General features: G+C 64.8%; 21 protein-coding genes. 16 read left to right on the forward strand and 5 right to left on the reverse strand.

Annotated features, from left to right (window positions below; all coding sequences use genetic code 11):
- Window positions 1–2 precede the first annotated feature (2 nt).
- Genes AC3RCG_RS22280 through AC3RCG_RS22325 form a run of 10 tightly spaced genes read left to right on the forward strand, consistent with a single transcriptional unit; the run spans window position 3 to window position 10,105 of the window.
- Complete coding sequence (locus AC3RCG_RS22280) at window positions 3–1,604, forward strand: type II and III secretion system protein family protein (RefSeq protein WP_070289156.1); 1,602 nt, start codon at window positions 3–5, stop codon at window positions 1,602–1,604.
- A 9-nt stretch (window positions 1,605–1,613) separates the two neighbouring features.
- Window positions 1,614–1,898, forward strand: coding sequence for a hypothetical protein (locus tag AC3RCG_RS22285; RefSeq protein WP_070222427.1), 285 nt, complete (start codon window positions 1,614–1,616; stop codon window positions 1,896–1,898).
- A gap of 46 nt (window positions 1,899–1,944) precedes the next feature.
- Window positions 1,945–3,495 carry a pilus assembly protein TadG-related protein gene (locus AC3RCG_RS22290; protein ID WP_121670235.1) on the forward strand — a complete coding sequence of 517 codons (1,551 nt, stop codon included), beginning with the start codon at window positions 1,945–1,947 and terminating at the stop codon, window positions 3,493–3,495.
- Between the two features lie 7 nt (window positions 3,496–3,502).
- On the forward strand, window positions 3,503–3,970 hold the full coding sequence (locus AC3RCG_RS22295) for a TadE/TadG family type IV pilus assembly protein (RefSeq protein ID WP_070289154.1): 468 nt from the start codon (window positions 3,503–3,505) through the stop codon (window positions 3,968–3,970).
- Between the two features lie 10 nt (window positions 3,971–3,980).
- Window positions 3,981–4,499, forward strand: coding sequence for a TadE/TadG family type IV pilus assembly protein (locus AC3RCG_RS22300; RefSeq protein WP_121670236.1), 519 nt, complete (start codon window positions 3,981–3,983; stop codon window positions 4,497–4,499).
- Window positions 4,500–4,535: 36 nt separating this feature from the next.
- The gene (locus AC3RCG_RS22305) at window positions 4,536–5,687 is read left to right on the forward strand and encodes a CpaE/TadZ family protein (RefSeq protein ID WP_070222419.1); all 1,152 of its coding nucleotides are present in this window, start codon (window positions 4,536–4,538) and stop codon (window positions 5,685–5,687) included.
- A gap of 53 nt (window positions 5,688–5,740) precedes the next feature.
- Window positions 5,741–7,108 carry a TadA family conjugal transfer-associated ATPase gene (locus AC3RCG_RS22310; RefSeq protein WP_070222417.1) on the forward strand — a complete coding sequence of 456 codons (1,368 nt, stop codon included), beginning with the start codon at window positions 5,741–5,743 and terminating at the stop codon, window positions 7,106–7,108.
- Between the two features lie 10 nt (window positions 7,109–7,118).
- Window positions 7,119–8,093, forward strand: a complete 975-nt coding sequence (locus tag AC3RCG_RS22315; RefSeq protein WP_070289153.1) for a type II secretion system F family protein — start codon at window positions 7,119–7,121, stop codon at window positions 8,091–8,093.
- A gap of 19 nt (window positions 8,094–8,112) precedes the next feature.
- Window positions 8,113–9,060, forward strand: coding sequence for a type II secretion system F family protein (locus AC3RCG_RS22320; RefSeq protein ID WP_070289152.1), 948 nt, complete (start codon window positions 8,113–8,115; stop codon window positions 9,058–9,060).
- 13 nt (window positions 9,061–9,073) lie between these two features.
- Window positions 9,074–10,105 (forward strand): LytR C-terminal domain-containing protein, encoded by a 1,032-nt coding sequence (locus tag AC3RCG_RS22325; RefSeq protein WP_492401967.1) that lies wholly within the window; start codon window positions 9,074–9,076, stop codon window positions 10,103–10,105.
- Window positions 10,106–10,113: 8 nt separating this feature from the next.
- Here AC3RCG_RS22325 and AC3RCG_RS22330 read toward each other — a convergent pair whose 3' ends face one another.
- From AC3RCG_RS22330 to edd, 3 genes are all read right to left on the reverse strand, one after another.
- On the reverse strand, window positions 10,114–10,626 hold the full coding sequence (locus AC3RCG_RS22330; protein ID WP_492401965.1) for a Rhs element Vgr protein: 513 nt from the start codon (window positions 10,624–10,626) through the stop codon (window positions 10,114–10,116).
- Between the two features lie 62 nt (window positions 10,627–10,688).
- Window positions 10,689–11,318 carry a bifunctional 4-hydroxy-2-oxoglutarate aldolase/2-dehydro-3-deoxy-phosphogluconate aldolase gene (gene eda / locus AC3RCG_RS22335; RefSeq protein WP_070222407.1) on the reverse strand — a complete coding sequence of 210 codons (630 nt, stop codon included), beginning with the start codon at window positions 11,316–11,318 and terminating at the stop codon, window positions 10,689–10,691.
- A gap of 3 nt (window positions 11,319–11,321) precedes the next feature.
- A complete protein-coding gene (gene edd, locus AC3RCG_RS22340; RefSeq protein WP_070222405.1) occupies window positions 11,322–13,235 on the reverse strand; it encodes a phosphogluconate dehydratase in 1,914 nt (637 codons plus the stop codon).
- Between the two features lie 337 nt (window positions 13,236–13,572).
- On the opposite strand from edd, the gene pgi reads away from it, so the two are divergent.
- Window positions 13,573–15,237 (forward strand): glucose-6-phosphate isomerase, encoded by a 1,665-nt coding sequence (pgi, locus tag AC3RCG_RS22345; protein WP_492401964.1) that lies wholly within the window; start codon window positions 13,573–13,575, stop codon window positions 15,235–15,237.
- Window positions 15,238–15,251: 14 nt separating this feature from the next.
- Window positions 15,252–16,148, forward strand: a complete 897-nt coding sequence (locus tag AC3RCG_RS22350; RefSeq protein ID WP_492401963.1) for an SMP-30/gluconolactonase/LRE family protein — start codon at window positions 15,252–15,254, stop codon at window positions 16,146–16,148.
- A gap of 128 nt (window positions 16,149–16,276) precedes the next feature.
- Here the strand turns inward: AC3RCG_RS22350 and AC3RCG_RS22355 are convergent, their stop codons facing one another.
- The gene (locus AC3RCG_RS22355; RefSeq protein ID WP_070222400.1) at window positions 16,277–17,230 is read right to left on the reverse strand and encodes a chemotaxis protein; all 954 of its coding nucleotides are present in this window, start codon (window positions 17,228–17,230) and stop codon (window positions 16,277–16,279) included.
- Window positions 17,231–17,402: 172 nt separating this feature from the next.
- On the opposite strand from AC3RCG_RS22355, the gene AC3RCG_RS22360 reads away from it, so the two are divergent.
- The 4 genes from AC3RCG_RS22360 to tal all read left to right on the forward strand — a co-directional run bounded on the left by AC3RCG_RS22360 (window position 17,403) and on the right by tal (window position 21,316).
- Window positions 17,403–17,696 (forward strand): hypothetical protein, encoded by a 294-nt coding sequence (locus AC3RCG_RS22360; RefSeq protein ID WP_492401962.1) that lies wholly within the window; start codon window positions 17,403–17,405, stop codon window positions 17,694–17,696.
- Window positions 17,697–17,792: 96 nt separating this feature from the next.
- On the forward strand, window positions 17,793–19,265 hold the full coding sequence (zwf, locus tag AC3RCG_RS22365; protein WP_034750861.1) for a glucose-6-phosphate dehydrogenase: 1,473 nt from the start codon (window positions 17,793–17,795) through the stop codon (window positions 19,263–19,265).
- 130 nt (window positions 19,266–19,395) lie between these two features.
- Complete coding sequence (locus AC3RCG_RS22370) at window positions 19,396–20,250, forward strand: SIS domain-containing protein (protein ID WP_034750862.1); 855 nt, start codon at window positions 19,396–19,398, stop codon at window positions 20,248–20,250.
- A gap of 130 nt (window positions 20,251–20,380) precedes the next feature.
- Entirely contained in the window at window positions 20,381–21,316 is a 936-nt protein-coding gene (gene tal / locus AC3RCG_RS22375; RefSeq protein WP_070222399.1) for a transaldolase, read from the forward strand.
- Between the two features lie 154 nt (window positions 21,317–21,470).
- Here the strand turns inward: tal and AC3RCG_RS22380 are convergent, their stop codons facing one another.
- Window positions 21,471–22,322 (reverse strand): hypothetical protein, encoded by an 852-nt coding sequence (locus AC3RCG_RS22380; RefSeq protein ID WP_121670240.1) that lies wholly within the window; start codon window positions 22,320–22,322, stop codon window positions 21,471–21,473.
- Window positions 22,323–22,438: the final 116 nt, after the last annotated feature.

A 22,438-nucleotide genomic window follows, 5' to 3' on the forward strand; every position in this document is an offset into this window, starting at 1 on the left:
CCATGAGCACATATTGCACAGCAAGCGGAAGCCGGGTACTGAGCCTGGCGCTTGCCCTCGCCATGATCGGCGCCCTGGCGCCCCAGGCACGCGGCGAACCCGTCGCCGCTGCCGCCACCGCCGCCGGCACCGACACGGGCGCCGCCAGGAGCAGCCGGGCCGCCGCCCGGCCCAGGGCCACGCCGCCGCAAAGCGAATCGCGCGCCGGCCGCACCGAAATGGCGCCGCAAATGAGCCTGGCCGAAGGCAAGTCGACCCTGATGCGCCTGCCGTTCGCCGCCAGCCGCATGTCCGTCGGCGACCCGCGCATCGCCGACGTCATCCTGCTCAATCCCAACGAGGTGTACCTGCTGGGGCGTTCCGTCGGCACCACCAACCTGATCCTGTGGAACAAGAGCAATGACGCCACCATCATCGACCTGGCCGTCGGCATCGACAGCAGCAGCCTGCAGGCACGCATGGCCGAACTGCTGCCGAACGAAAAAATCCACGTCACGGTGGCGGGCGACACCCTGATCCTGTCGGGCATGGTCAGCGACGTCGTCAAGGCCGACCAGGCCCTGTCGCTGGCCAACGCCTATGTACAGCGCAGCGCCCGCAGCGGCGCGGCCAGCTCCGGCGCCGCGCCAGCCGCAGGCGCGGGCGCCGCCGCTGCCGCTCCCGCCGCCACGCCCGATGCGGCCGCACCGCGCGTGATCAACCTGCTGTCGATCGCCGCGCCGCAGCAGGTGATGCTGGAAGTGAAGGTGGCCGAAGTGTCGAAGGTGCTGGTCGACCAGCTGGGCGCCAGTCTGGGCATCAACAAGACCATCGGCAGCTGGTCGTATTCGCTGCTGTCCAGCCTTCTCAGCAACAATCCCAGCGGCTTGAGCGGCGCCAGCAAGAACAACTTCTTCAACCTCGACGCGCAAAAACGCGATGGTCTGATCAAGGTGCTGGCCGAACCGAACATCATGGCCATCAGCGGCCAGGAGGCCAGCTTCCTGGCCGGCGGCAAAATCTTCATCCCCGTCAGCCAGAGCAACAATAACGGCGTGCCCACCATCACCCTGGAAGAGAAGGAATTCGGCGTGGCCGTGAAATTCACGCCCACCGTGCTCGATGGGGGGCGCATCAACCTGAAGGTGGCGCCGGAAGTGTCGGACCTGAACAAGGACGGCATCGGCATCACCGCCACCGGCATCTCGGCCACGGCCATCCTGCCCTCGTTCACGACGCGGCGCGCCACCACCACGGTGCAGCTGTTCGACGGCCAGAGCTTCGCCATCGGCGGCCTGATCAAGAACAACGTGACCAGCAATATCAAGGCCCTGCCAGGCCTGGGCGAAGTGCCCGTGCTGGGCGCCCTGTTCCGCAGCACGGACTTCCAGACGGACCGCTCGGAACTGGTCTTCATCATCACGCCGCACCTGGTCAAGCCGCTGCCAGCCGACTACAAGCTGCCCACCGACGGCTACATCCAGCCGACGCGCGGCGACATGTTCATGCAGGGAAAAATGGAAGGCAGCGCGCCCACTCCTGCTGCCGCCCCCGCAGCGCCGGCAGCGCCCATGCAGCCGCAAGCGGCCGCGCCCCAGTCCGCCGCCGGCTTCGACCTCAAATAGGAGAACACCATGAAAACCGCACATTGCCTGCCTTGCGCCACCCTGCTGTCGCTATTGCTGTTAGCCGGCTGCGCCGCCACCACCACGCCCGTGCTCGATTCGCACTTCGGCGAATCGGTGGCCCTGCTCAAGGCGCAGCAGATCATGTATCCGGACGCCTACCGCAACATGGACCCCGTCAGCGGCATCGACGGCAAGGCCGGCGCGAGCGCCTACCAGCGCTACCAGAAATCGTTCGCCGCGCCGGAACCGCAGCCGAATGTCTTCACCATCGGCGTGGGCGGACGCCAGTAGGCGCCAGTTTCGCGACGCACTCCCCCCAGGCCACCAGGAGACAGCCATGAAGACCGCATTTCGCAGGCACGACAAGCAGCAGGGCGCGATCGCCATCGTGCTGGGGCTGACCCTGGTGGTGCTGTTCGCCATGGGCGGCCTGGTGCTGGACCTGGGCCACCTGTACATCGCCAAGACGGAACTGCAGAACGGCGCCGACAGCGCCGCCCTGGCGGGCGCCGTGGAACTCAATCAAAGCGCCGCCGGCATCGACAACGCGCAGACGAAGGCCATCGCCATCGCGCAAAAGAACCGCTACGATTTTTCCACCGCGCTGACCATCACGGCCGCCAACATCAGCTTCGGCCCCAGCCCGGACGGTCCCTGGTCGTCCGGCGCCAGCGCCCGCACCAGCCCGCAGGGCCAGACCTTCATCCGCGTCGACACGGGCAGCAAGACCTTCGCCACCTACCTGATGGGCATCGCCGGCATCGCCAGCACCAGCACCTCGGGCGTGGCCGTGGCGGGGCGCTTCGTCAACGACGTCACGCCGATCGGCGTGTGCGCCGTCGATCCGGCCAACAAGACGGCGCAATACACGTATCCGGCCGCGCCGGCCGGCACGGGCCTGACGGAGCTGGTGGAATTCGGCTTTCGCCGCGGCGTCACCTACAACCTGTTCGGCCTCAATCCGCTGGGCGGGCCGTCCGATCCCTACCTGATCAACCCCGTCGACGCGCCGCCCGGCAGCTGCAGCGCCTCGCACGCGAGCGCCGCCTCCACCGCGCCATTCATGTGCACGGGCAGCAGCGCCGTCATCACCAGCGGCACGGGCCAGGTCTACACGAACACGGGGCTGACGGCTTCGCTGGCCGCCTCGCTCAATTCGCGCTTCGACGACTACGGCGGGCCATCCGTGTGCGACCCCGCGACGGCGCCGCCCGACACCAACATCAAGGAATATCCGTGCGTGGGCGCCGCGTCGCCCTGCGCCGCCGCTGCCGCCAACTCGCCGCCCACCGGCTGGATGCAGCCGGGCGCCAGCACCTTGCCCAGCCAGCAGCCGGTCAGCCTGGCCGGCAACAAACCGAATTACCAGCTGCCGTCAGCCGGTCCCGTCCCGGCACCGTCGGCCACGTTCGCGCAGTTCGCCGGCTACGGCGTGCTGTGGTCCTACGGCCCCGCCTACCAAAGCAATGGCGCCACCCCGGCCAAGGCCGGCACGGCCTACAGCGTCGCGGACGGCAACGCCAACCCCATGTACAGCACGGCCAAGGCGAATTACTTCGACACGGCCAGCTACCCCGTCAGCGCCGGCGCCGGCTTTCCTGCCAGTACGCCGCCTGCGCCATACAACCAGACCAGCGGCCCCACGTTCCAGGCGCCATCGGTGGCCCATCCGGGCCAGCGCAACCGCCGCATCCTCAACGTGGTGCTGGTCGACTGCCGCACGGCGCCCGTCGGGCCGGCTTCGTGCGGCACCATGAACGCGGTCGGTATCGGCAAATTCTTCATGACGATGAAAGCCGATTTCAGCGGCGGCACCAAGCGCCTCGACGTCGAGTTCGCGGGCCTGATCGAGCCCGTGCCGAATTCCGAAATCAAACTCTACAAGTGAGGCGGCCATGCGCATCCACCTTTCCCCTCTCAGCCAGCGCGGCGGCGCCGCCGTCGAATTCGGCATCGTGCTGGCACTGCTGATCACCCTGCTGGCCGGCATCTTCGGCTTCGGCCGCGCTTTTTGGTACTACGACGCGCTGAACAAGGCCACGCGCGACGCGGCGCGCAACATGTCCGTCAAGGCCAAGGCCGGCATCGCCTCGCAGGGCGTGCCGGCGGCCAGACAGACGGTGGCCGATGCGGCCGTCAGCGCCGGCATCAGCGACTTCACCACGGCCAACGTGACGGTCACCTGCCTGGACGCGGCATTCAACGACAGCAGTTGCACCGACGGCACGGCGCCGGGCGGCATCCGCGTCGAAGTCGTCAACTACACGCTGTCGGTGGGCCAGTACCTGCCCTTCGTGATCGGCGCAGCCAGCACCTATGCCACGCCGCTCGCACCGCGCACCACCATGCGCTACATGCTGTAAGGAGAACGCCATGCGCCACCGCCTTTCATCGTCTCCTCCAGCCGGGCTCCAGCGCGGCGCCGCCGCCGTCGAATTCGCCCTGGTGTCGCTGCTGTTTTTCACCCTGCTGTTCGGCATCCTGGAATTCGGCCGCATGCTGTACCTGTACAACACGGTGCAGGAAGTGAGCCGCCGCGCCGCGCGCGAAGCGGTGGTGCGCTGGATCGACCAGACCGACGCCGTCAAGACCCTGGCCCTGTTCGGCGGCACGGCCCTGCCGGCCGCGCCCGAACTGACGGCTGCCAACATCACCATCCGCTACCTGAACAAGAGCGGCGCCGAAGTGACCTTGCCGCCGACTGACCCGGGCGACAACCTGTCGGCCTGCGGCGACATCACGCGCACGGCCAGCTGCATCGACAGCGTGCGCGTATCGATCGACAACGTCAGCTACACGCCGATGGTCAGCCTGTTCGGCTTTCTGAATATCGCCGTGCCAGCCTCGGTGGTGGTCATGCACGCCGAAAGCCTGGGCTTCCAGATCAACTGAACGCCTTTACCGAATGCCTTTACCGGGGAGTACCAAGTGAATATCGTCATCGTCTCGAAGAATGAAGCCCAGCTCAAGCGGCTGACCCGTTTGCTGCGCGAACGCAGCGCGGCCGACCGCGTCTCGCTGCTGGCGAGCATACCGGATGTGTTCGACAACGGCGTCACGCCGGACTTGCTGCTGCTGGAGCAGGAGCAGACGGGCGAGGCGGAGCTGGAACGGCTCGAACTGCTGGGCGGGCGCCATCCGAACCTGGCCATCATCGTGCAATGTCCGCAGCAAAGTCCGCAATTCCTGCTGCGCTCGATGCGCGCCGGCGTGCGCGAAGTGCTGCAGCCCGACGACGACGCGGCCCTGTGCGCCGCCTTGCGCCGCATCGAGGACAAGCTGCAGAAACAGGTCACGCGCAAGGGCCAGGTGCTGGCCTTCGTCTCGTGCAAGGGCGGCAGCGGCGCCACCTTCATCGCCGCCAACCTCGGCTACGCGCTGGCCGCCGGCGAACAGCGCAAGGTGGCGCTGTTCGACCTGAACCTGCAGTTCGGCGACGCCGCCCTGTTCGTCTCGGACCACAAGCCGGCCACCACCCTGTCGCAGCTGTCGCAGCAGATCGTGCGCCTCGATGCGTCGCTGCTCAGCGCCAGCATGATCCAGATCACGCCCGCCTACAGCGTGCTGGCCGCCGCCGACGACCCGGCCCATGCGGCCGACGTCGAGGCCGACCATATCGACCGGCTGCTGACCCTGGCGCGCAGCCAGTACGACTACATCCTGCTCGACGTGGGACGCGGACTCGACCCCGTCAGCGTGCGCGCGCTGGACCGGGCCGACCTGATCTTCCCCGTGCTGCAGGCAACCTTGCCGTATGTGCGCGACGGCAAGCGCCTGCTCGACGTGTTCCGCGGCCTCGGCTACCGCGAAGACAAGGTCCGCCTGATCCTGAACCGCTATGCCAGCAGCGACAGCATCCGCGTGGCCGACCTCGAGGCGGCGTATGGCAAGCACGTCTACAAATCCATCCCCAACCACTATGAAGCGGTGGCGGCCTCCGTCAGCCAGGGCGTGCCCATTCTGAAGCTGACGCCGCACAACGCCGTCTCGCGCGCCCTGCAGGAACTGGCCGCCAGCCTGGCAGGCGAAACCCCGCCCGCCGCGCAAAGCTGGGTTTCGCGGCTGCTCGCGCGCGCCTGAGGCTCCAGCCTGATCCTCGAGCCTGATACCGCCCCACTCACCGGAGACCGACCATGACTGCCGAAAAACTCACCCTGCGGGACCGCCTGGGCTATGCCCAGGATGACGCCAGCCTGAATGACGATGCCGCGCACCAGGGCGCAGCGAGCCACAGCTACCAGCAGCTCAAGCACCGCACCCACCAGGCGCTGCTCGACCGCGTTGACCTGGAGGGCATGCAGCGCCTGTCGCGCGAGCAGATCCGCGAAGAGCTGAAAATCCTCGTCAGCGACGTGCTCACGGAAGACAATGTGGTGATCAACGAGCTGGAACGGCGCTCGCTGATCCGCGACATCCAGGACGAGGTGCTCGGCTTCGGCCCGCTCGAACCGCTGCTGGCCGATCCCGGCGTGTCCGACATCCTCGTCAACACCTACCGCCAGGTGTATGTCGAGCGCCATGGCCGCCTGGAGCTGAGCGACGTCTGCTTCACCGACGACGCCCACCTGATGAAGATCATCGACAAGATCGTCTCGCGCGTGGGCCGGCGCATCGACGAATCGAGTCCCATGGTCGATGCGCGCCTGCCCGACGGTTCGCGCGTGAACGCCATCATCCCGCCGCTGGCCATCGACGGCCCCGTGATGTCGATCCGGCGCTTCTCGGCCCAGCCGCTGCGCCTGGCCGACCTGCTGCTCAAGCACAGCCTGACGGAGGAAATGAGCACCACCCTGCAGGCGCTGGGCAAGGCCAAGGTCAACATCCTGATCTCGGGCGGCACGGGCAGCGGCAAGACCACCATGCTCAATGCGATTTCCGGTTTCATCAGCACGGCCGAACGCATCGTCACCATCGAGGACGCGGCCGAACTGCAGATGCAGCAGCCGCACGTGGTACGCCTGGAAACGCGGCCCGCGAACATCGAGGGCAAGGGCGAGGTAACGCAAAGGGCGCTGGTGCGCAACGCGCTGCGCATGCGCCCCGACCGCATCATCCTGGGCGAGGTGCGCGGCGCCGAGGCGCTCGACATGCTGGGCGCCATGAACACGGGCCATGAAGGCTCGATGGCCACCATCCACGCGAACACCCCGCGCGACGCGCTGACGCGGCTGGAAAACATGATCAGCATGGCTTCCGCGGCCCTGCCAGTGAAAGCCATGCGCCAGCAGATCAGTTCAGCCATCAGCGTGGTGGTGCAGGTATCGCGCCTGACGGACGGCAAGCGCAAGGTCACGTCGATCCAGGAAATCACGGGCATGGAAGGCGAGATGATCACCATGCAGGAAATCTTCACCTTCCGCCAGACGGGCATCGGCGAGGACGGCACGGTGCAGGGGCATTTCCATGCCAGCGGCGTGCGGCCGCGTTTCCTGGAACGCCTGCGCGCCTTCGGCATCAGCCTGCCGGAAACCCTGTTCGATCCCGCCCGCCAGTACCATTAAGGGGAGCATCATGGACTATCTCTATTACGTATTCGCCATCCTCACCTTCATCGCCGTGGTACTGCTGATCGAGGGCGTGTACCTGGCATGGAACACCTCGCGCGGCCCGGAAGCGGAAAGGGTCGCGCGCCGCCTGCGCATCATGTCGGCCGGCGCGCATGGCGACACGGGCAGTTCGATGATCAAGAAGCGCCTGCTGAGCGACACCCCGGCCCTGCAGCGCGTGCTGCTCAGCGTGCCCCGCGTGCATGCGCTCGACCGCCTGCTGGAGCAGTCGGGCCTGAGCTGGAGCGTGGCCAGCTTCGCCGGCGTGATGCTGGCCACGGCCGGCGCCGCATTTTTGCTGCTCAGCTACCTCAGTGTGCCGTGGCTGCTGCTCCTGCCGCTGGTGGCCGGCGCGGCACTGCTGCCGCTACTGGTGGTCTTGCGCGCCAAGGCCAAGCGCCTGCAGCGCATCGAGCAGCAATTGCCCGACGCGCTGGATCTGATGGCGCGCGCCCTGCGCGCCGGCCATGCCTTCCCCACCGCCCTGAAAATGGTCGGCGATGAAATGAACGCGCCGCTGGCCGTGGAATTTCGCGCCACCTTCGACGAAGTCAATTTCGGCATCGCCATGCAGGACGCCCTGATGAACCTGGCCACGCGCGTGCCCAGCACGGACTTGCGCTACTTCGTCATCGCCGTGCTGATCCAGCGCGAAACGGGCGGCAACCTGGCCGAACTGCTCGACAGCATCAGCCGCATCATCCGCGAGCGCATCAAGCTGCTGGGACAGGTGCGCGTGCTGTCGGCCGAAGGCAAGCTGTCGGCCTGGATCCTGTCGCTGCTGCCCTTCGGCGCGGCGGCCATGATCCACCTGACCAATCCGCAGTTCCTGGAAATGCTGTTCGTCGACCCGGGCGGACGCAAGATGCTCGCCGGCGCCCTGGTGATGATGGTGTGCGGCATCCTGGTCATGCGCAATATCATCCGCATCCGCGTCTGAGCCCGCAAGGAGAACCCTCATGAATCCCGTGCATATCGCCTTTCTCGCCCTGCTCTTCATTGCCGTCTTCGGCACCGTGCTGGTGGCCATGCGCAGCTTTGCGCCCGATCCCTTGCGCCAGCGCATGGACAACGCCACCGGCAAGAGCGCGGCGGCGCCCGGCGCATCGGCGCCCAGCCCCTGGCTGGCGCGCATGGTGCGCCTGAGCGGCCCCCTGGCCAAACTGTCGCTGCCCGAGCAGGGCTGGGAAGGCTCGGTGATGCGCCGGCGCTTCATGAATGCCGGCCTGCGCCAGGCGTCGGCGCCCATCCTGTTCTTTTCCGCCAAGACCATGCTGGCCATCGGCCTGCCCCTGCTGCTGTTCCTGGGACTGAGCGCCTCGGGCAGCCAGATGGCGGGCAAGGCATTGCTGTTCTGGCTGCTGATCGTGGCCGCCATCGGCTACTACCTGCCCAATATCGTGCTGGCACAAATGATCAAGCGGCGCCAGCGCGATATCTTCGAAAGCTTTCCCGATGCGCTGGATTTGATGACGGTGTGCGTGGAAGCGGGCCTGGCCATGGATGCGGCGCTGGCCCGGGTGGCGGCCGAGATCGCCCTGAAAAGCGCCGTGCTGGCCGAGGAATTGCATCTGGTGATGCTGGAACTGCGCGCCGGTAACACCAAGGAGCGGGCGCTGCGCAACCTGGCCCTGCGCACGGGCGTCGAGGATGTCGACGCGCTGGTGGCCATGCTGATCCAGGCCGAGCGCTTCGGCACCAGCATCGCCGCCTCGCTGCGCGTGCAGTCGGACCAGCTGCGCACCAAGCGCCGCCAGATGGCCGAGGAAGAAGCGGCGAAGATCGCCCTCAAGCTGCTGTTCCCGCTGATCTTTTTCATCTTCCCTTCGCTGCTGGTCGTCCTGATGGGGCCAGCCTTCCTGCAAATTTACCGCGTGCTCCTGCCCAGCATGGGCAGCGGCAGCTGACCGGAGAACCGCCATGTCACAGCACACCACCCTGATGCTCATGCTCGCCTGCGCCGGCCTGCTGCCCGCCTGCGGCCACCTGCCCGGTCCCGCCAGCCAGCACAGCCAGGCAAATCACGCCGCCCCGCCCCAGGCGCGCGGCGATGACAGCCCCGCCGCCCGCAGCGCCGCGTTCTGCAAGCTGGGCAAGCGCATGCAGGAACTGGGCGACCCGCGCGCGGCACTGGCCGCCTACCGCGAAGCGCTGCTGCTTGAGCCCGACTCGGCCGATGCACGCAATGGCGCCGCCGTGCTGCACGCGCAGCTGGGCCAGCTGGACACGGCGCGCACCATGCTGCAGGCGCTGGCGCAAGAAGCGCCGACGGCCCGGACCTACAACAACCTCGGCTACGTGCTGTACCTGCAGGGCGATTACGCCCAGGCGGCCAGCGTGCTGCGCCAGTCGCTGCAGCTCGACAATGGCCAGCAGCCGGCGCGCGCCAACCTGGATCTCACCATCGCGGCGCTGGCGCGCAGCATAGCGACGGTCGATGCGGCCGATGCCACCGCGGACGCCGTCGCGCCCGATCTGGCGCCGGCGCCCAAGCCGGCGGCACCGGCCAGCCGCCTGCAGCTGACGCAGTCGCAGCCGAATATCTTCACGCTGAGCTGGCGCGACACGCCCGTGGCGCCACGCGCCGCGCCGGCCGCCGTGCCCGCCCTGGCGAAGCAGGCGACGCCCCTGCCACGGCTGGAAGTCATCAACGGCAATGGAGAAACAGGGATGGCGGCGCGCATGCGCGGCATGCTGGGCGGCATGGGCATCAGCGTGCAGCGGCTGGGCAACCAGCGGCCGTACGGCATCCAGGCCAGCAGCATCGTCTACCGCCCCGGCCATGCGCAGGCGGCCGCCGCCCTGGCGCTGGTCTTGGGCGGCATGCCGCAACTGCAGGCGGCCGGCGACAGCGGCATCGGCGCGGGCGCCGACCTGCGTTTATTGCTGGGCAAGGATGCGGCGGCCAGCCTGCGCGCGCCGGACGTGCGCCTGGCATCGAACGCGCAGTAACGGCGGCATCAGCGCGGCAGCAGGCGGCGGTCGGCGGGGTTGATCAGGAAGCCTTGCAGGATGTCCTGCAGCTGCGGCAGCTTCGCCACGTAGGCGGGAATGCCCAGCTGGCGCGCGCCGAAGTAGTGGGCGATGATGTCGCCCTGCTGCTCCATGTTGAAGTCGGACAGGACGCCGCCTGCCTGCGCATCGTAGCGGTAGGCGCGCTGGGCAATGTAGCCGCCGCGCAGCGCCAGCAGCACGCCATGCAGCAGCACGCCGTAGCCGAGCTGGTACTGCCACACGTGCACCATCTCGTGGATGAAGAACAGCTTGCCGCTGTTGCCTTCGCGGGAAAAATCGTCGCGGTACTGGGCCGGCATGAAGTGCAGGCTGCCGCGCGGCGTCATCGCCGTGTTCTGGTCCTGCAGGCCGAACGGTAGAAAGGAGCCGCGCACGACGCGCACGCGCGCATAGTCGATGGCGCCCTGGAAGACGCTGCGGGCCATGGCGGTTTCGCCGATGGTGAGGGGGCGGCGCAAGACTCGCATAAGAAGAAGAGAAGAAAGCGCGGCAAGCGTAAAGCCTGCCGCGCCGGTGCCGCTTAAGCCAATCGAAGACCGCTGGCCGCCTTGGCGATTTCCGTGATGCGGTCCCAGTTGCCGGCCGCGATCGCGTCTTTCGGCGTCAGCCACGAGCCGCCCACGCAGGCGACGTTCTTGCACGCCAGGAACTGCGACGCCGTCTCTTGCGAGATGCCGCCCGTCGGGCAGAACGTGATGTCCGGCAGCGGGCCGTAGATCGCGTTGAGCATGCCGATGCCGCCCGCCGGTACGGCCGGGAACAGTTTCAGCTGCTGGAAGCCGTTTTCACGCGCCGCCATCACTTCGCCTGGCGTCATCACGCCTGGCAGCAAGGGCAGGCCGCTGCTTTTCGCCGCCGCCACCAGGGCGCTGGTCAGGCCCGGCGAAACGCCGAAGACGGCGCCCGCATCACGTGCCTGGACGAATTCCTCGGGACGGGTCAGGGTGCCGACGCCGACGATGGCGCCCGGCACGGCCGACATGGCGCGGATCGCTTCGAGGCCGTGCTTGGTGCGCAGCGTCACTTCCAGCACGCGGATGCCGCCCGCCACCAGCGCGCGCGCCAGCGGTACGGCGTGTTCAGGATCGTCGATCGCAATCACGGGGATCACGCTCGAGGTGCGCATAATTTCCAGTAGTGTCATGGTCATCTCTTATTTCCTAGCCAAAAAGTCTTCATCGGAACCCGGTACGGTATCGCCGACATTGTCGGCGTCGTGCAAGGCGACGGTGGTGGGAATCGGCGACGGCAGGCCGAAGGTGGTGGCACCCTCTTCCGCCGCGCTGACGGTGGAACGGAACATGGAAAACAGCTCGCGGCCCATGCCGACGTGGTTCGGCGACAGGTCGGCCGTGACCAGCGCACGCGCGTGCCAGACGTCGGCCGGCACCAGCGCCTCCAGTACGCCCGTGAAGGCGTCGAGACGGATGATGTCGCCGTCGCGCACGAGGCCCAGCGGGCCGCCGGCGAGGATTTCAGGCGAGACGTGGATGGCGGCCGGCACCTTGCCCGACGCGCCCGACATGCGGCCATCGGTGACCAGCGCCACGTGACGGCCCGCATCCTGCAGGTTGGCCAGCGCCGGGGTCAGCGCATGCAGTTCCGGCATGCCGTTGGCGCGCGGACCCTGGAAGCGCAGCACGGCGACGAAATCGCGGTCCAGCGTGCCGGCCTTGTAGGCGGCCATGAAGTCTTCCTGCGAATTGAATACCAGGGCAGGCGCTTCGACCGTGCGGTGCTGCGGCTTGACGGCCGACACCTTCATCACGGCGCGGCCCAGGTTGCCCGCCACCAGGACCATGCCGCCGTCCGGCGCGAAAGGATTGCTGGCCGGGCGCAGCACGTTTTCGTCGGCGCTGGCGGCCGGCGCATCTTTCCAGAAGACCTTGCCGTCTTCGCCGAGGAACGGCTCCATGCAGTGCGCGCGCAAGCCGTGGCCCAGGATGGTGTTGACGTCTTCGTGCAGCAAGCCCGCGTCCAGCAATTCGCGGATCAGATAACCGGTACCGCCGGCAGCGTGAAAATGGTTCACGTCGGCGTCGCCGTTCGGGTAGATGCGCGTGAGCATCGGCACGATGGCCGACAGTTCGTTGAAATCGTTCCAGTCGATGACGATGCCGGCCGCCTTGGCGATCGCCACCAGGTGCAGGGTGTGATTGGTCGAGCCGCCCGTGGCCAGCAAGCCCACGACGGCGTTGACGATACATTTCTCGTCGACGATATGGCCGACTGGCAAGTAGCTGCCGCTTTGCGCCGTGATGACGGCCGCGCGCTGGGCGGCGGCCCTGGTCAGCGCATCGCGCAGCGGCGTGTTCGGCGTGATGAAGGCGGCGCCCGGCAAATGCAGGCCCATCACTTCCATCAGCATCTGGTTGCTGTTCGCCGTACCGTAGAAGGTACAGGTGCCGGCGCCATGGTAGGCTTTCGACTCGCCTTCGAGCAAGTCTTCGCGCGTGGCCTTGCCTTGCGCATACAGCTGGCGCACCTTGGCTTTTTCCTGGTTCGACAGGCCCGACGTCATCGGACCGGCCGGCACGAAGACGGCCGGCAAATGGCCGAAGTGCAGCGCGCCGATCAACAGGCCCGGCACGATCTTGTCGCACACGCCCAGGTACAGGGCGGCGTCGAACATATTGTGCGACAGCGCCACGGCAGTCGACATGGCGATGGTGTCGCGCGAAAACAGCGACAGTTCCATGCCCGGCTGGCCTTGCGTCACGCCATCGCACATGGCGGGCACGCCGCCGGCGAACTGGGCGACGGCGCCCACTTCGCGCACGGCTTGCTTGATGATCTGCGGGAAGCCTTCGAAGGGCTGGTGCGCCGACAGCATGTCGTTGTACGAGGAAACGATGGCCACGGACGGCTTCTTGTATTCCTTCAGCGACAGCTTGTCGTTGGCGGGAAAGGCGGCAAAGCCGTGCGCCAGGTTGGTGCACGACAGGGCGCCGCGCTGCACGCCCTGGATGCGGGCCGCATCCAGATGCGCCAGGTAGGCGCCGCGCGATGGCCGGCTGCGCGCGATGATGCGCGCTGTTACGGATTCGACTACTGGATGCAGCGCCATATGGATTTCCTTAAAAATGAGTATTTCGTGAAATTTTACTACAAAATGGTGAAGAAGAAGCACTCTTGCATGGGCCGACCGCACAAATAAGCCACGGATTGCGGCGTATCAAGGCAAGCCCGGCAAATATCGCGTATCGGCAGCTGTCAACATAGCTCTTATATGGCACGGGCGCAATCGCTAAAAAAAGCACAACAAAAATCGGCTTCACGTCACAAACTGTAGTGAAATTACGTTTTTCTGATGTATTATTCTCATACCAATGCCGGACCCGCTGTTCGCCACCACGAACGCGCCGCGCTCCTTTCAACCGAGACAAGCACCCAAGCCGACCGCCATGCGCCAGCCAGCACCTACTCCTGCCATCACCGCCACCGCCAGTTTCCAGTCCCTGCAAGCGCATAGCGCCAGCCTGCGCGAAGTGCATCTGCGCCAGCTGTTCGCCGCCGACCCCGCACGTTTTTCGACGATGACGGTCGATGCGGCCGGCCTGCTGCTCGATTACTCGAAGAACCGGGTCGACGCCACCGCCATGGCGCTGCTGATGGACCTGGCCCGCGAGCGCGGCGTGGAAGCGCAGCGCGAAGCCATGTTCACTGGCGAGAAAATCAATCTTACCGAACATCGGGCCGTTCTGCATACCGCCTTGCGCGCGCCGCGCGGCACCAGGCTGGTGGTCGATGGCCAGGATATCGATGCTGACGTGCAAGATGTACTGCAGCGCGTCAAGGCATTTACGGACAAGGTCCGCAATGGCAGCTGGCTCGGCTACACGGGCAAGCCCATCTGCGACATCGTTAATATCGGCATCGGCGGCTCGGACCTGGGCCCGAAAATGGCGTGCCTGGCGCTGCGCTCGTATGCCAACCCGGGACTGGAAATGCACTTCGTTTCCAACGTCGACGGTCACGACATGGAAGCGACCCTGTCGAAAGTCGATCCGGAAACCACCCTGTTCATTGTTGCCTCGAAAACCTTTGTTACCGCTGAAACCATGCTCAACGCCAACACGGCGCGCGCCTGGTTCCTGCTCGAAGGCGAAGAAAAGGATCTGGCGCAACACTTTGTGGCCGTGTCGACCAACACGCAAGCCATCGTCGACTTCGGCATTTCGCCGGACAATATGTTCCCGTTCTGGGACTGGGTCGGCGGCCGTTATTCCGTCTGGTCCTCGATCGGCCTGGCCGTGGCCCTGTCCGTCGGTTTTGAATATTTCAGCGATTTCCTCGCCGGCGCGCATGCGATGGACCAGCATTTCCGCCAGGCGCCCCTGGAAGACAACATGCCCGTCGTGCTGGCCATGGTCGGCTTCTGGAACCGCCAGTTCCTCGATTGCGGCTCCGTTTCCATCGCACCGTATCACCAGGACCTGAGCCGCTTCGCCGCCTACCTGCAACAGCTGGACATGGAAAGCAACGGCAAGCGCGTCACCAAGGATGGCGTGCCCGTCGACGTGCCGACCGGCCCCGTCATCTGGGGCGATTGCGGCACGAATGCCCAGCACGCGTATTTCCAGCTGCTGCACCAGGGCACGGACATCACCCCCATCGACTTCATCGCCGCCCTGCGCGCCACGCACGATTTGCCGGGCCACCACGATGCCCTGCTGGCGAACTGCTTCGCCCAGTCGGAAGCCTTCATGACGGGCAAGACGGCCGAGGAAGTGCGCCTTGACCTGCAGGCGCAGGGCTTGCCGGAAAGCGAAATCGAAGCGCTGGTGCCGCACAAGACTTTCCCCGGCAACCGCCCCAGCAACACCATTTTGATGGACCAACTGACCCCGACCACCCTGGGCGCCCTGATCGCCTTGTACGAACACAAGACCTTCGTGCAGGGCGTCTTGTGGAACGTCAACAGTTTCGACCAGTGGGGCGTGGAACTGGGCAAGGTGCTGGCCAAGAAAATCCAGGCCGAACTGACGGGCGAAGCCCGTCCCGACCACCACGACAGCTCGACCAATGGCTTGATTGCCTTGGCGAAAGCCGCCAAGGCGGCGTATTAACTTAATTGAGGTTTATGAATATTTACGAAATCAAAGTAGTCAGCGACAAGGCCATGCAAGTGGGCGAATGCCCGCTCTGGCATGGCAAGGAAGCGGCCCTGTACTGGGTGGACATCGATGGCCGCGCCGTGCACCGGCTGCACCCGGCCAGCGGCAAGCATGCGCAGTGGACCATGCCGACGGAACCGTCGGCGCTGGCCATCAACGCCGGCGGCGGCCTGATCGTCGCCCTGCGCAGCGGCTTTGCCCACCTCGACACGAAGACGGGCAGCCTGGCGCACATCGCGCCGGCGCCGTTCGACATGGCCACCACGCGCTTCAACGACGGCAAGGTTGACCCGGCCGGCCGTTTCTGGGTCGGCACGATTTTCGAGCCGCGCAACACTGACGCAGCGGAAATGTTCGTGCTGGAAAAGGGACAAGTGCGCAAGGTCTGGTCGGGCGGCATGACCGTGTCGAACGGCCTGGGCTTCAGTCCCGACGGGCGCACCATGTATCACTCGGATACCACCACGCACCGCATCGACCGTTTCGACTTCGATGCGGCCACGGGAGCCATTTCCGCGCCACAACCGTTCCAGCGCTTTTCCATGGACAAGAAGGCGTTTGATTACGGCGGGCGCCCCGATGGCGCGGCCGTCGACAGCGAAGGCAATTACTGGTCGGCCATGTTTGAAGGCGGCAAGATCTTGCGCTTCGCCCCCGACGGCCATTTGCTGGGCGAAATTACCGTGCCCGTGCGCTGCCCCACCATGGTGACGTTCGGCGGCCCCGACCTGCGCACCCTGTACATCACCAGCGCCAGCCACAACCGCTCGGCAGCAGAAATCGCCGACTATCCGTTGACGGGTCACGTGCTGTCCGTGCGCGTGGACGTGGCAGGCCAGCCGGAAACGCCTTACCAGGCGTAACACGGTCAGGTATGAAAAAGCGCCGGCACCCGCGAGGGTCCGGCGCTTTTTTAACGCTCACGTAGGTCGGATTAGCGGGGCAAGGCCCCGCGTAATCCGACAACAGTGTTGGCCATGGTGCCGTCGGATTACCGCGACAGCACCTTGCGGATCGTCTCCGCCAATTCAGCCGCGACGAACTTGGCCACATAACCGTCGGCGCCCACGCCCTTGACGTGGTCTTCGTTGGTCGAGCCCGTCAGCGACGAGTGGATCACCACGGGAATGTTGGAGAAGCGGCCATCGTTCTTGATGTTGCGCGTCAGGGTAAAGCCGTCCATTTCCGGCATTTCCAGGTCGGTCAGCACGAGCGCGACCTTGTCTTTCGCCGTCTTGCCTTCGGTGGCCGCCTGGGCCGAGATCGCTTGCAGGCGCTCCCACGCTTCCTTGCCCGTCTTGGTCATGATGAAAGGCACGCCCATCGCTTCGAGGCCCTTTTCGATCAACGAGCGGGCCAGCGAGGAATCGTCGGCCGCGAGAATCACGGCGCCGGCCGGCAAGCGCACTTGCGGGCCGATGCTGTTTTCGTCCACGTCCGGATCGCCCGACGGCAGCACATTGCGCAAGATTTGCTCCACGTCCAGCACTTGCGCCAGGCGGGTCTTGTCCGTGTCGCCATCGAGGCGGGCGATGCTGGTGACGAGGCCGCCGCCGACGCTCGATTCGGCCGACAAGACCTGATTCCATTCGAGGCGCACGATTTCATCGACCTCTTCCACGGCAAACGCCTGTGTCGAGCGGGCAAATTCCGTCACCATCAGGATCTTCAAGCCGCTGCTCTTGCAACCGACTGCCATCGGCAAGTCGATCACGGGAACGATCTGACCACGGATATTGACCACGCCCAGCATGTGCGGGTGTGAACCAGCCACCGCCGTGATGGCCGGCATTTCCATGATTTCACGGACTTTGAACACATTGATGCCGAACAGTTCGCGGCTGGCCGAGTGATCACTGGTCCCCAGCTTGAACAGGAACAGTTCGAATTTGTTATTGCCTGTCAGGCTGGTGCGTTCATCGACATCTTGCTGCATTGAATTCATTGTGTCCCCTTGAGCCGTCTTGTAAAGTTAAGTCGCCCGCCCCTGATGCTGCGGACAGTGCGGACTGCACGTCGCATGGACGCCGGACGGCGGGTTTGGGGCATGGCCGGCGCTAACGGTGCAGTGTATATCGTACAACTTCATACAACCAATAGTTGCTATCGATTCGAGCTTGAATTATACGTTTTTTTACTTTCTTCAAAGCTACTTTACGCTGCCAACGGCGATCCTGACAGCATTTCTTGATTTCCTTGTTGCTACAGCGCAAATGATGACGGAGAGAATCGAAAATTTCCCTGGCAACCATGGTTGCTTTGCAAAGCCGATAACCAGCATGACGCTGCGCCAGCGCCGGCGAACGGCATATAATGGCCATGCCGGCATCGCAGGCAGGCATACCGGGCAAAATGGCGACGGCAGCGGATGGAATGTAGTAAAATTTCTTGCAATTGCCTGTTATACGTAGTAAATTTACACCATCGATTATAGTAGCGACAGACTGGCACTTCCGGTCGGCTTTCTCCCCGCTCCGGCCCTTTTACTTTTGCGACGACACTCACTTATGGCACTTACCGATTTTGACCTGGTCCTGTTTGGCGGCAGCGGCGATTTAGCAATGCGCAAGTTGTTGCCTGCAATGTATGCGCGCGACGTCGCGAACGATTTGCCGCCGACGGCGCGCATCATCTGTGTGGGGCGCCAGGACAGCGGCCAGGATGCCTTCCTGAAAATGGTGGAGACCAATTCGCGTCCCCACATCAAGGCCAGCACCCTGAACGCCGCCACCTGGAGCAAGTTCTGCGCACGCATCGTGTATGTGTCGCTCAACGCCAGCGATGCGGCCACGTACGCGCCGCTGGTCGAAGCGCTGCGCGGCGACGCCGACCTGACGCGCGTGTACTACCTGGCGACGCCGCCGCATCTGTTTGCCTTGATATGCGACAACCTGGAAGACAACGGTCTGGTCACGCCGAATTCGCGCGTGGTGCTGGAAAAGCCGCTGGGCCGCGACCTGGCCAGCGCCAAGCAGATCAATGCCGAAGTGGGCAAGGTCTTCCAGGAATCGCAGATCTACCGTATCGACCATTACCTGGGCAAGGAAACCGTGCAGAACTTGCTGGCCCTGCGCTTCGGCAACATCCTGTTCGAACCGCTGTGGCGCCGCGAATGGATTTCCGACGTGCAGATCACCATCGCCGAAAAGCTGGGCGTGGGCAACCGCATGGGTTACTACGACACCTCGGGCGCGCTGCGCGACATGCTGCAAAACCACTTGCTGCAGTTGCTGTGCATCGTCGCTATGGAACCGCCGACCTCGATCGCGCCGGACGCCGTGCGTGATGAAAAGCTGCAAGTGCTGCGCTCGCTGAAAAAATTCACACCGACCACCCTGGCGCAAAACATCGTGCGCGGCCAGTACCGCGCCGGCCACGTCGATGGCGCCACAGTGCCGAGCTACCGCGACGAGCCCGATGCGCCGGAACATTCGCGCACCGAAACCTTCGTTGCGCTGAAGGCGGAAATCGACACCTGGCGCTGGGCCGGCGTGCCGTTCTACCTGCGCACGGGCAAACGCATGGCCGACAGCCTGGCCGAGATCGTCGTGCGCTTCAAGCAGATTCCGCATTCGATCTTCAACCAGCCGACGTCCAGCTTCCAGCCGAACTGCCTGGTGATCCGTTTGCAGCCGGACGAAGGCTTGCGCATGAACCTGATGGCGAAAACCCCGGGCGACGGCATGCGCTTGAAACCGGCGGAACTGGAACTCGATTTCCGCGAATCGTTCAAGACCCCGCGCATGGACGCCTACGAGCGTTTGCTGCTCGACGTCCTGCGCGGCCAGCTGACCCTGTTCATGCGCGGCGACGAGCTGGAAGCGGCCTGGGAATGGGTCGAGCCGATTCTCGACAACTGGGAACAGAACGACAGCGCGCCGATTCCGTACACGGCCGGCACCTGGGGCCCGGCGGCCGCCAGCGCCCTGATCGGCCGCGATGGCTTGCAGTGGCGTGAAGAGGCCTTGCCAGAGGACTGAAGCCGTTAAGATTTGGCTTAACCCTGAACGGCGAAATACTGGGGTCGGACCCTGAGGGTCCGACCCCGGAACTTTGCTTTTGGGGTGAAAAGGACGCAAACTTACGGCATTACTGCCAGAAGATCAATCAATGCTACTCGATTCCATCCGCACCCAGCTCGATTCGCTCTCCAAGTCGGAGAAAAAGGTCGCGCTGGCCGTGCTTGACCAGCCCAACCAGACGGTCAGCCAGAACATCACGGCGCTGGCGAAAAGCGCGCAGGTGTCGGAACCGACCGTGGTGCGCTTTTGCCGCACGCTGGGCTATGACGGCTGGCATGAATTCAAGCTGAAACTGGCGCAGGGCCTGGCGCTGGCCATGCCGGGCGCGAATGAGCAGCCGGCGCAGGACGACCTGGCGGCCGACCTGGTGAATAAAATCTGCAGCCGCTCGATCAATACCCTGCTCGACCTGCGCAACAACCTGAATCCGGAAGCGATACAGCGCGCACTCGACATCCTCTCGCGCGCCAGCAAGATCGAATTCTATGGGCAGGGCACGTCGGGCATCGTGGCGGCCGACGCGCAGCACAAGTTCTTCCGTTCGGGCGTACCGACGGTGGCCTACAGCGACCCGAACATCCACAGCATCGCGGCGGCCCTGCTGCGCGGCGGCGACTGCCTGGTGGCCATCTCGCAGCGCGGCAACAGCCCCGCCCTGGTGCGCTCAGTGAAACTGGCGCGCCGCGGCGGCGCCGACGTTGTCGTGCTGGCCCCATCGGGCACGCCGCTGGCCGACCTGGCGACCGTGCTGATCCCGATCGACCTGGTCTTCAACACCGACCCCTACACGCCCATTTCGGCGCGCCTGGCCTACCTGGTCGTGATCGACGTGCTGGCCGTGGGCCTGGCCCTGCAACGGGGACCGGAATTCCGAAAGAAGATGCAGAATGCGCAAAAGGCGCTGCAGGAATTCGACATGCAGTTTGATTCGTTTATCGGCTAAAAAGCGGCAATCCGGGGCCAGACCCGCCGGGTCCGACCCCGGCACTTTAGCCCTTGGGTTAAAAGCGCCGCCACCGTCCCGCATTCGGTACAATACCCTGGCAAGCCCATTCACTCTTTCCTGTGCAGCCATGAACCAACTCGAACAACTGAAGCAATTTACTACCGTGGTGGCCGACACCGGCGACTTCCAATCGATCCAGGCCTACACGCCGCGCGATGCGACGACGAATCCGTCGCTGATCCTGAAGGCCGTGCAGAAGGATGAATACAAGCCGCTGCTGGAAAAGGCCGTGAGCGACCATCCGAACGCCTCGACCACCGAGATCATCGACCGCCTGCTGATCGCCTTTGGCGTGGAAATCCTGCAAACCATCCCCGGCCGCGTCTCCACCGAGGTCGATGCGCGCCTGTCGTTCGACACGCAGGGCACGGTGGCCAAGGGCCGCGACCTGATCGCCCTGTATTCGAACGCGGGCATACCACGCGAGCGCGTGCTGATCAAGATCGCCTCCACCTGGGAAGGCATCCGCGCCGCCGCCATCCTGGAAAAGGAAGGCATCCGCTGCAACATGACCCTGCTGTTCTCGCTGGCCCAGGCGATTGCCTGCGCCGAAGCGGGCGCCCAGCTCATTTCCCCGTTCGTCGGCCGCATCTACGACTGGTACAAGAAATCGACGGGCATCGACTACATGGGCGCGGAAGACCCGGGCGTGCAATCGGTGCGCCGCATCTACAATTACTACCGCAAGTTCGGCTACAAGACCGAGGTGATGGGCGCAAGCTTCCGCAACACGTCGCAAATTCTCGAACTGGCCGGCTGCGACCTGCTCACCATCAGCCCCGACCTGCTGCAAAAGCTGGCCGACAGCGATGCGCCGGTGGAACGCAAGCTGAGCGCCGAAGCGGCGCCATCGACCAATATCGTGCAAATGTCGCTGAACGAAGAAGCCTTCCGCTTCATGATGAATGAAGACGCGATGGCGACGGAAAAACTGGCCGAAGGCATCCGCGCCTTCTGCGTCGATTCCGGCAAGCTGAAACAGATGATCGCGGCGCTGCGGTAATCGCATCATTCCGACCGGCGAAAAAAAGCGGCGCCGTGCATTGCACGGACGCCGCTTTTTTTATTCTAGTCGTCCTCGTTGGCCTCAGGGCGACTGACGGCACCATTGCGAGCGGCCGCAAATCACGACGCGCAGCAGGTGCCGTCAGGCGTCATCAAGAGCAACGGAAGGTGGCCACGCCCTGGTAGTTGGCGCCATTCGCCAGCTGCGCCTTGTAGGCGGCGATCAGCAGATAGCGGCCAGCGCCGCCGTCGCCCAGCATCAGCTGCGCGCCCGTGCCATTCGACAGGTAGCCACCGGTGATGCTGCTCGACGCGGCCGACGCCATGGTCGTCGAAGCCGATACCTTGCCCGTGCTGCCGCCGGCGCTGGCGTCGATGGCCAGCACGACCTTGGCGCCCGAGGCATCGAAGGACATGCTGGCAGTGCCGCTGGCCGTGCCGAAGTTGGCGGTCGACGAGACGCTGCTGCCGCCCGTATAGCTAGGCGCCGTGAACGTGCCTGCATCGCAGGTGAAGGTGCCGGTCGCTGGCAGCGCGGCGAGCACGTTATAGGCGACGTAATGCCCACTGGCATTGTTGCCGCTCAACGTAGTGGCGCCCGTACTATTGCTGAACGCGCCCTTGAACCAGCGTCCCTGCGCAAAGGCCGCGTCGCCGCTGATTTCGCGCGTCACGGCCGGGTTGCCGGTGAAGACGATGCCGCTGATCGTGCTCAGGGCGCCGGAGGCATCCTGTACCAGCGGGCTGGCCTTGCCACTGCTCTGCAAGCCGATCGACGTAAAGATGTAGCGGCTGTTGTCGCCATTGGCGAAACGGGCGCTGACGGCCCCCGTGTTTTCGCCGGTGGCCGTTGGCACGACGGGAACGACGGGCGCCACCGGATCGGCAGGCTTGGCCGTATTCACGACAGCCGTCGTGTCGGATGGGGAAGACGAACCGCCGCCACCGCAAGCGGCGAGCGAAGCGGCGATCAGGGTCAGAACAAAAGCGTGATTCAGTTGCATACGATTCCAATAAAAAAAGCAAGACATAAGGAATCCTTGGCACATGCCAAAAATTCAACGTCCAATATTATGCAACATTTCTCAATAGAATGGTTGCCTTAAAGAAATTTATTAAT

The sequence above is a fragment of the Janthinobacterium sp. GW823-FHT01H08 genome (assembly GCF_058797855.1).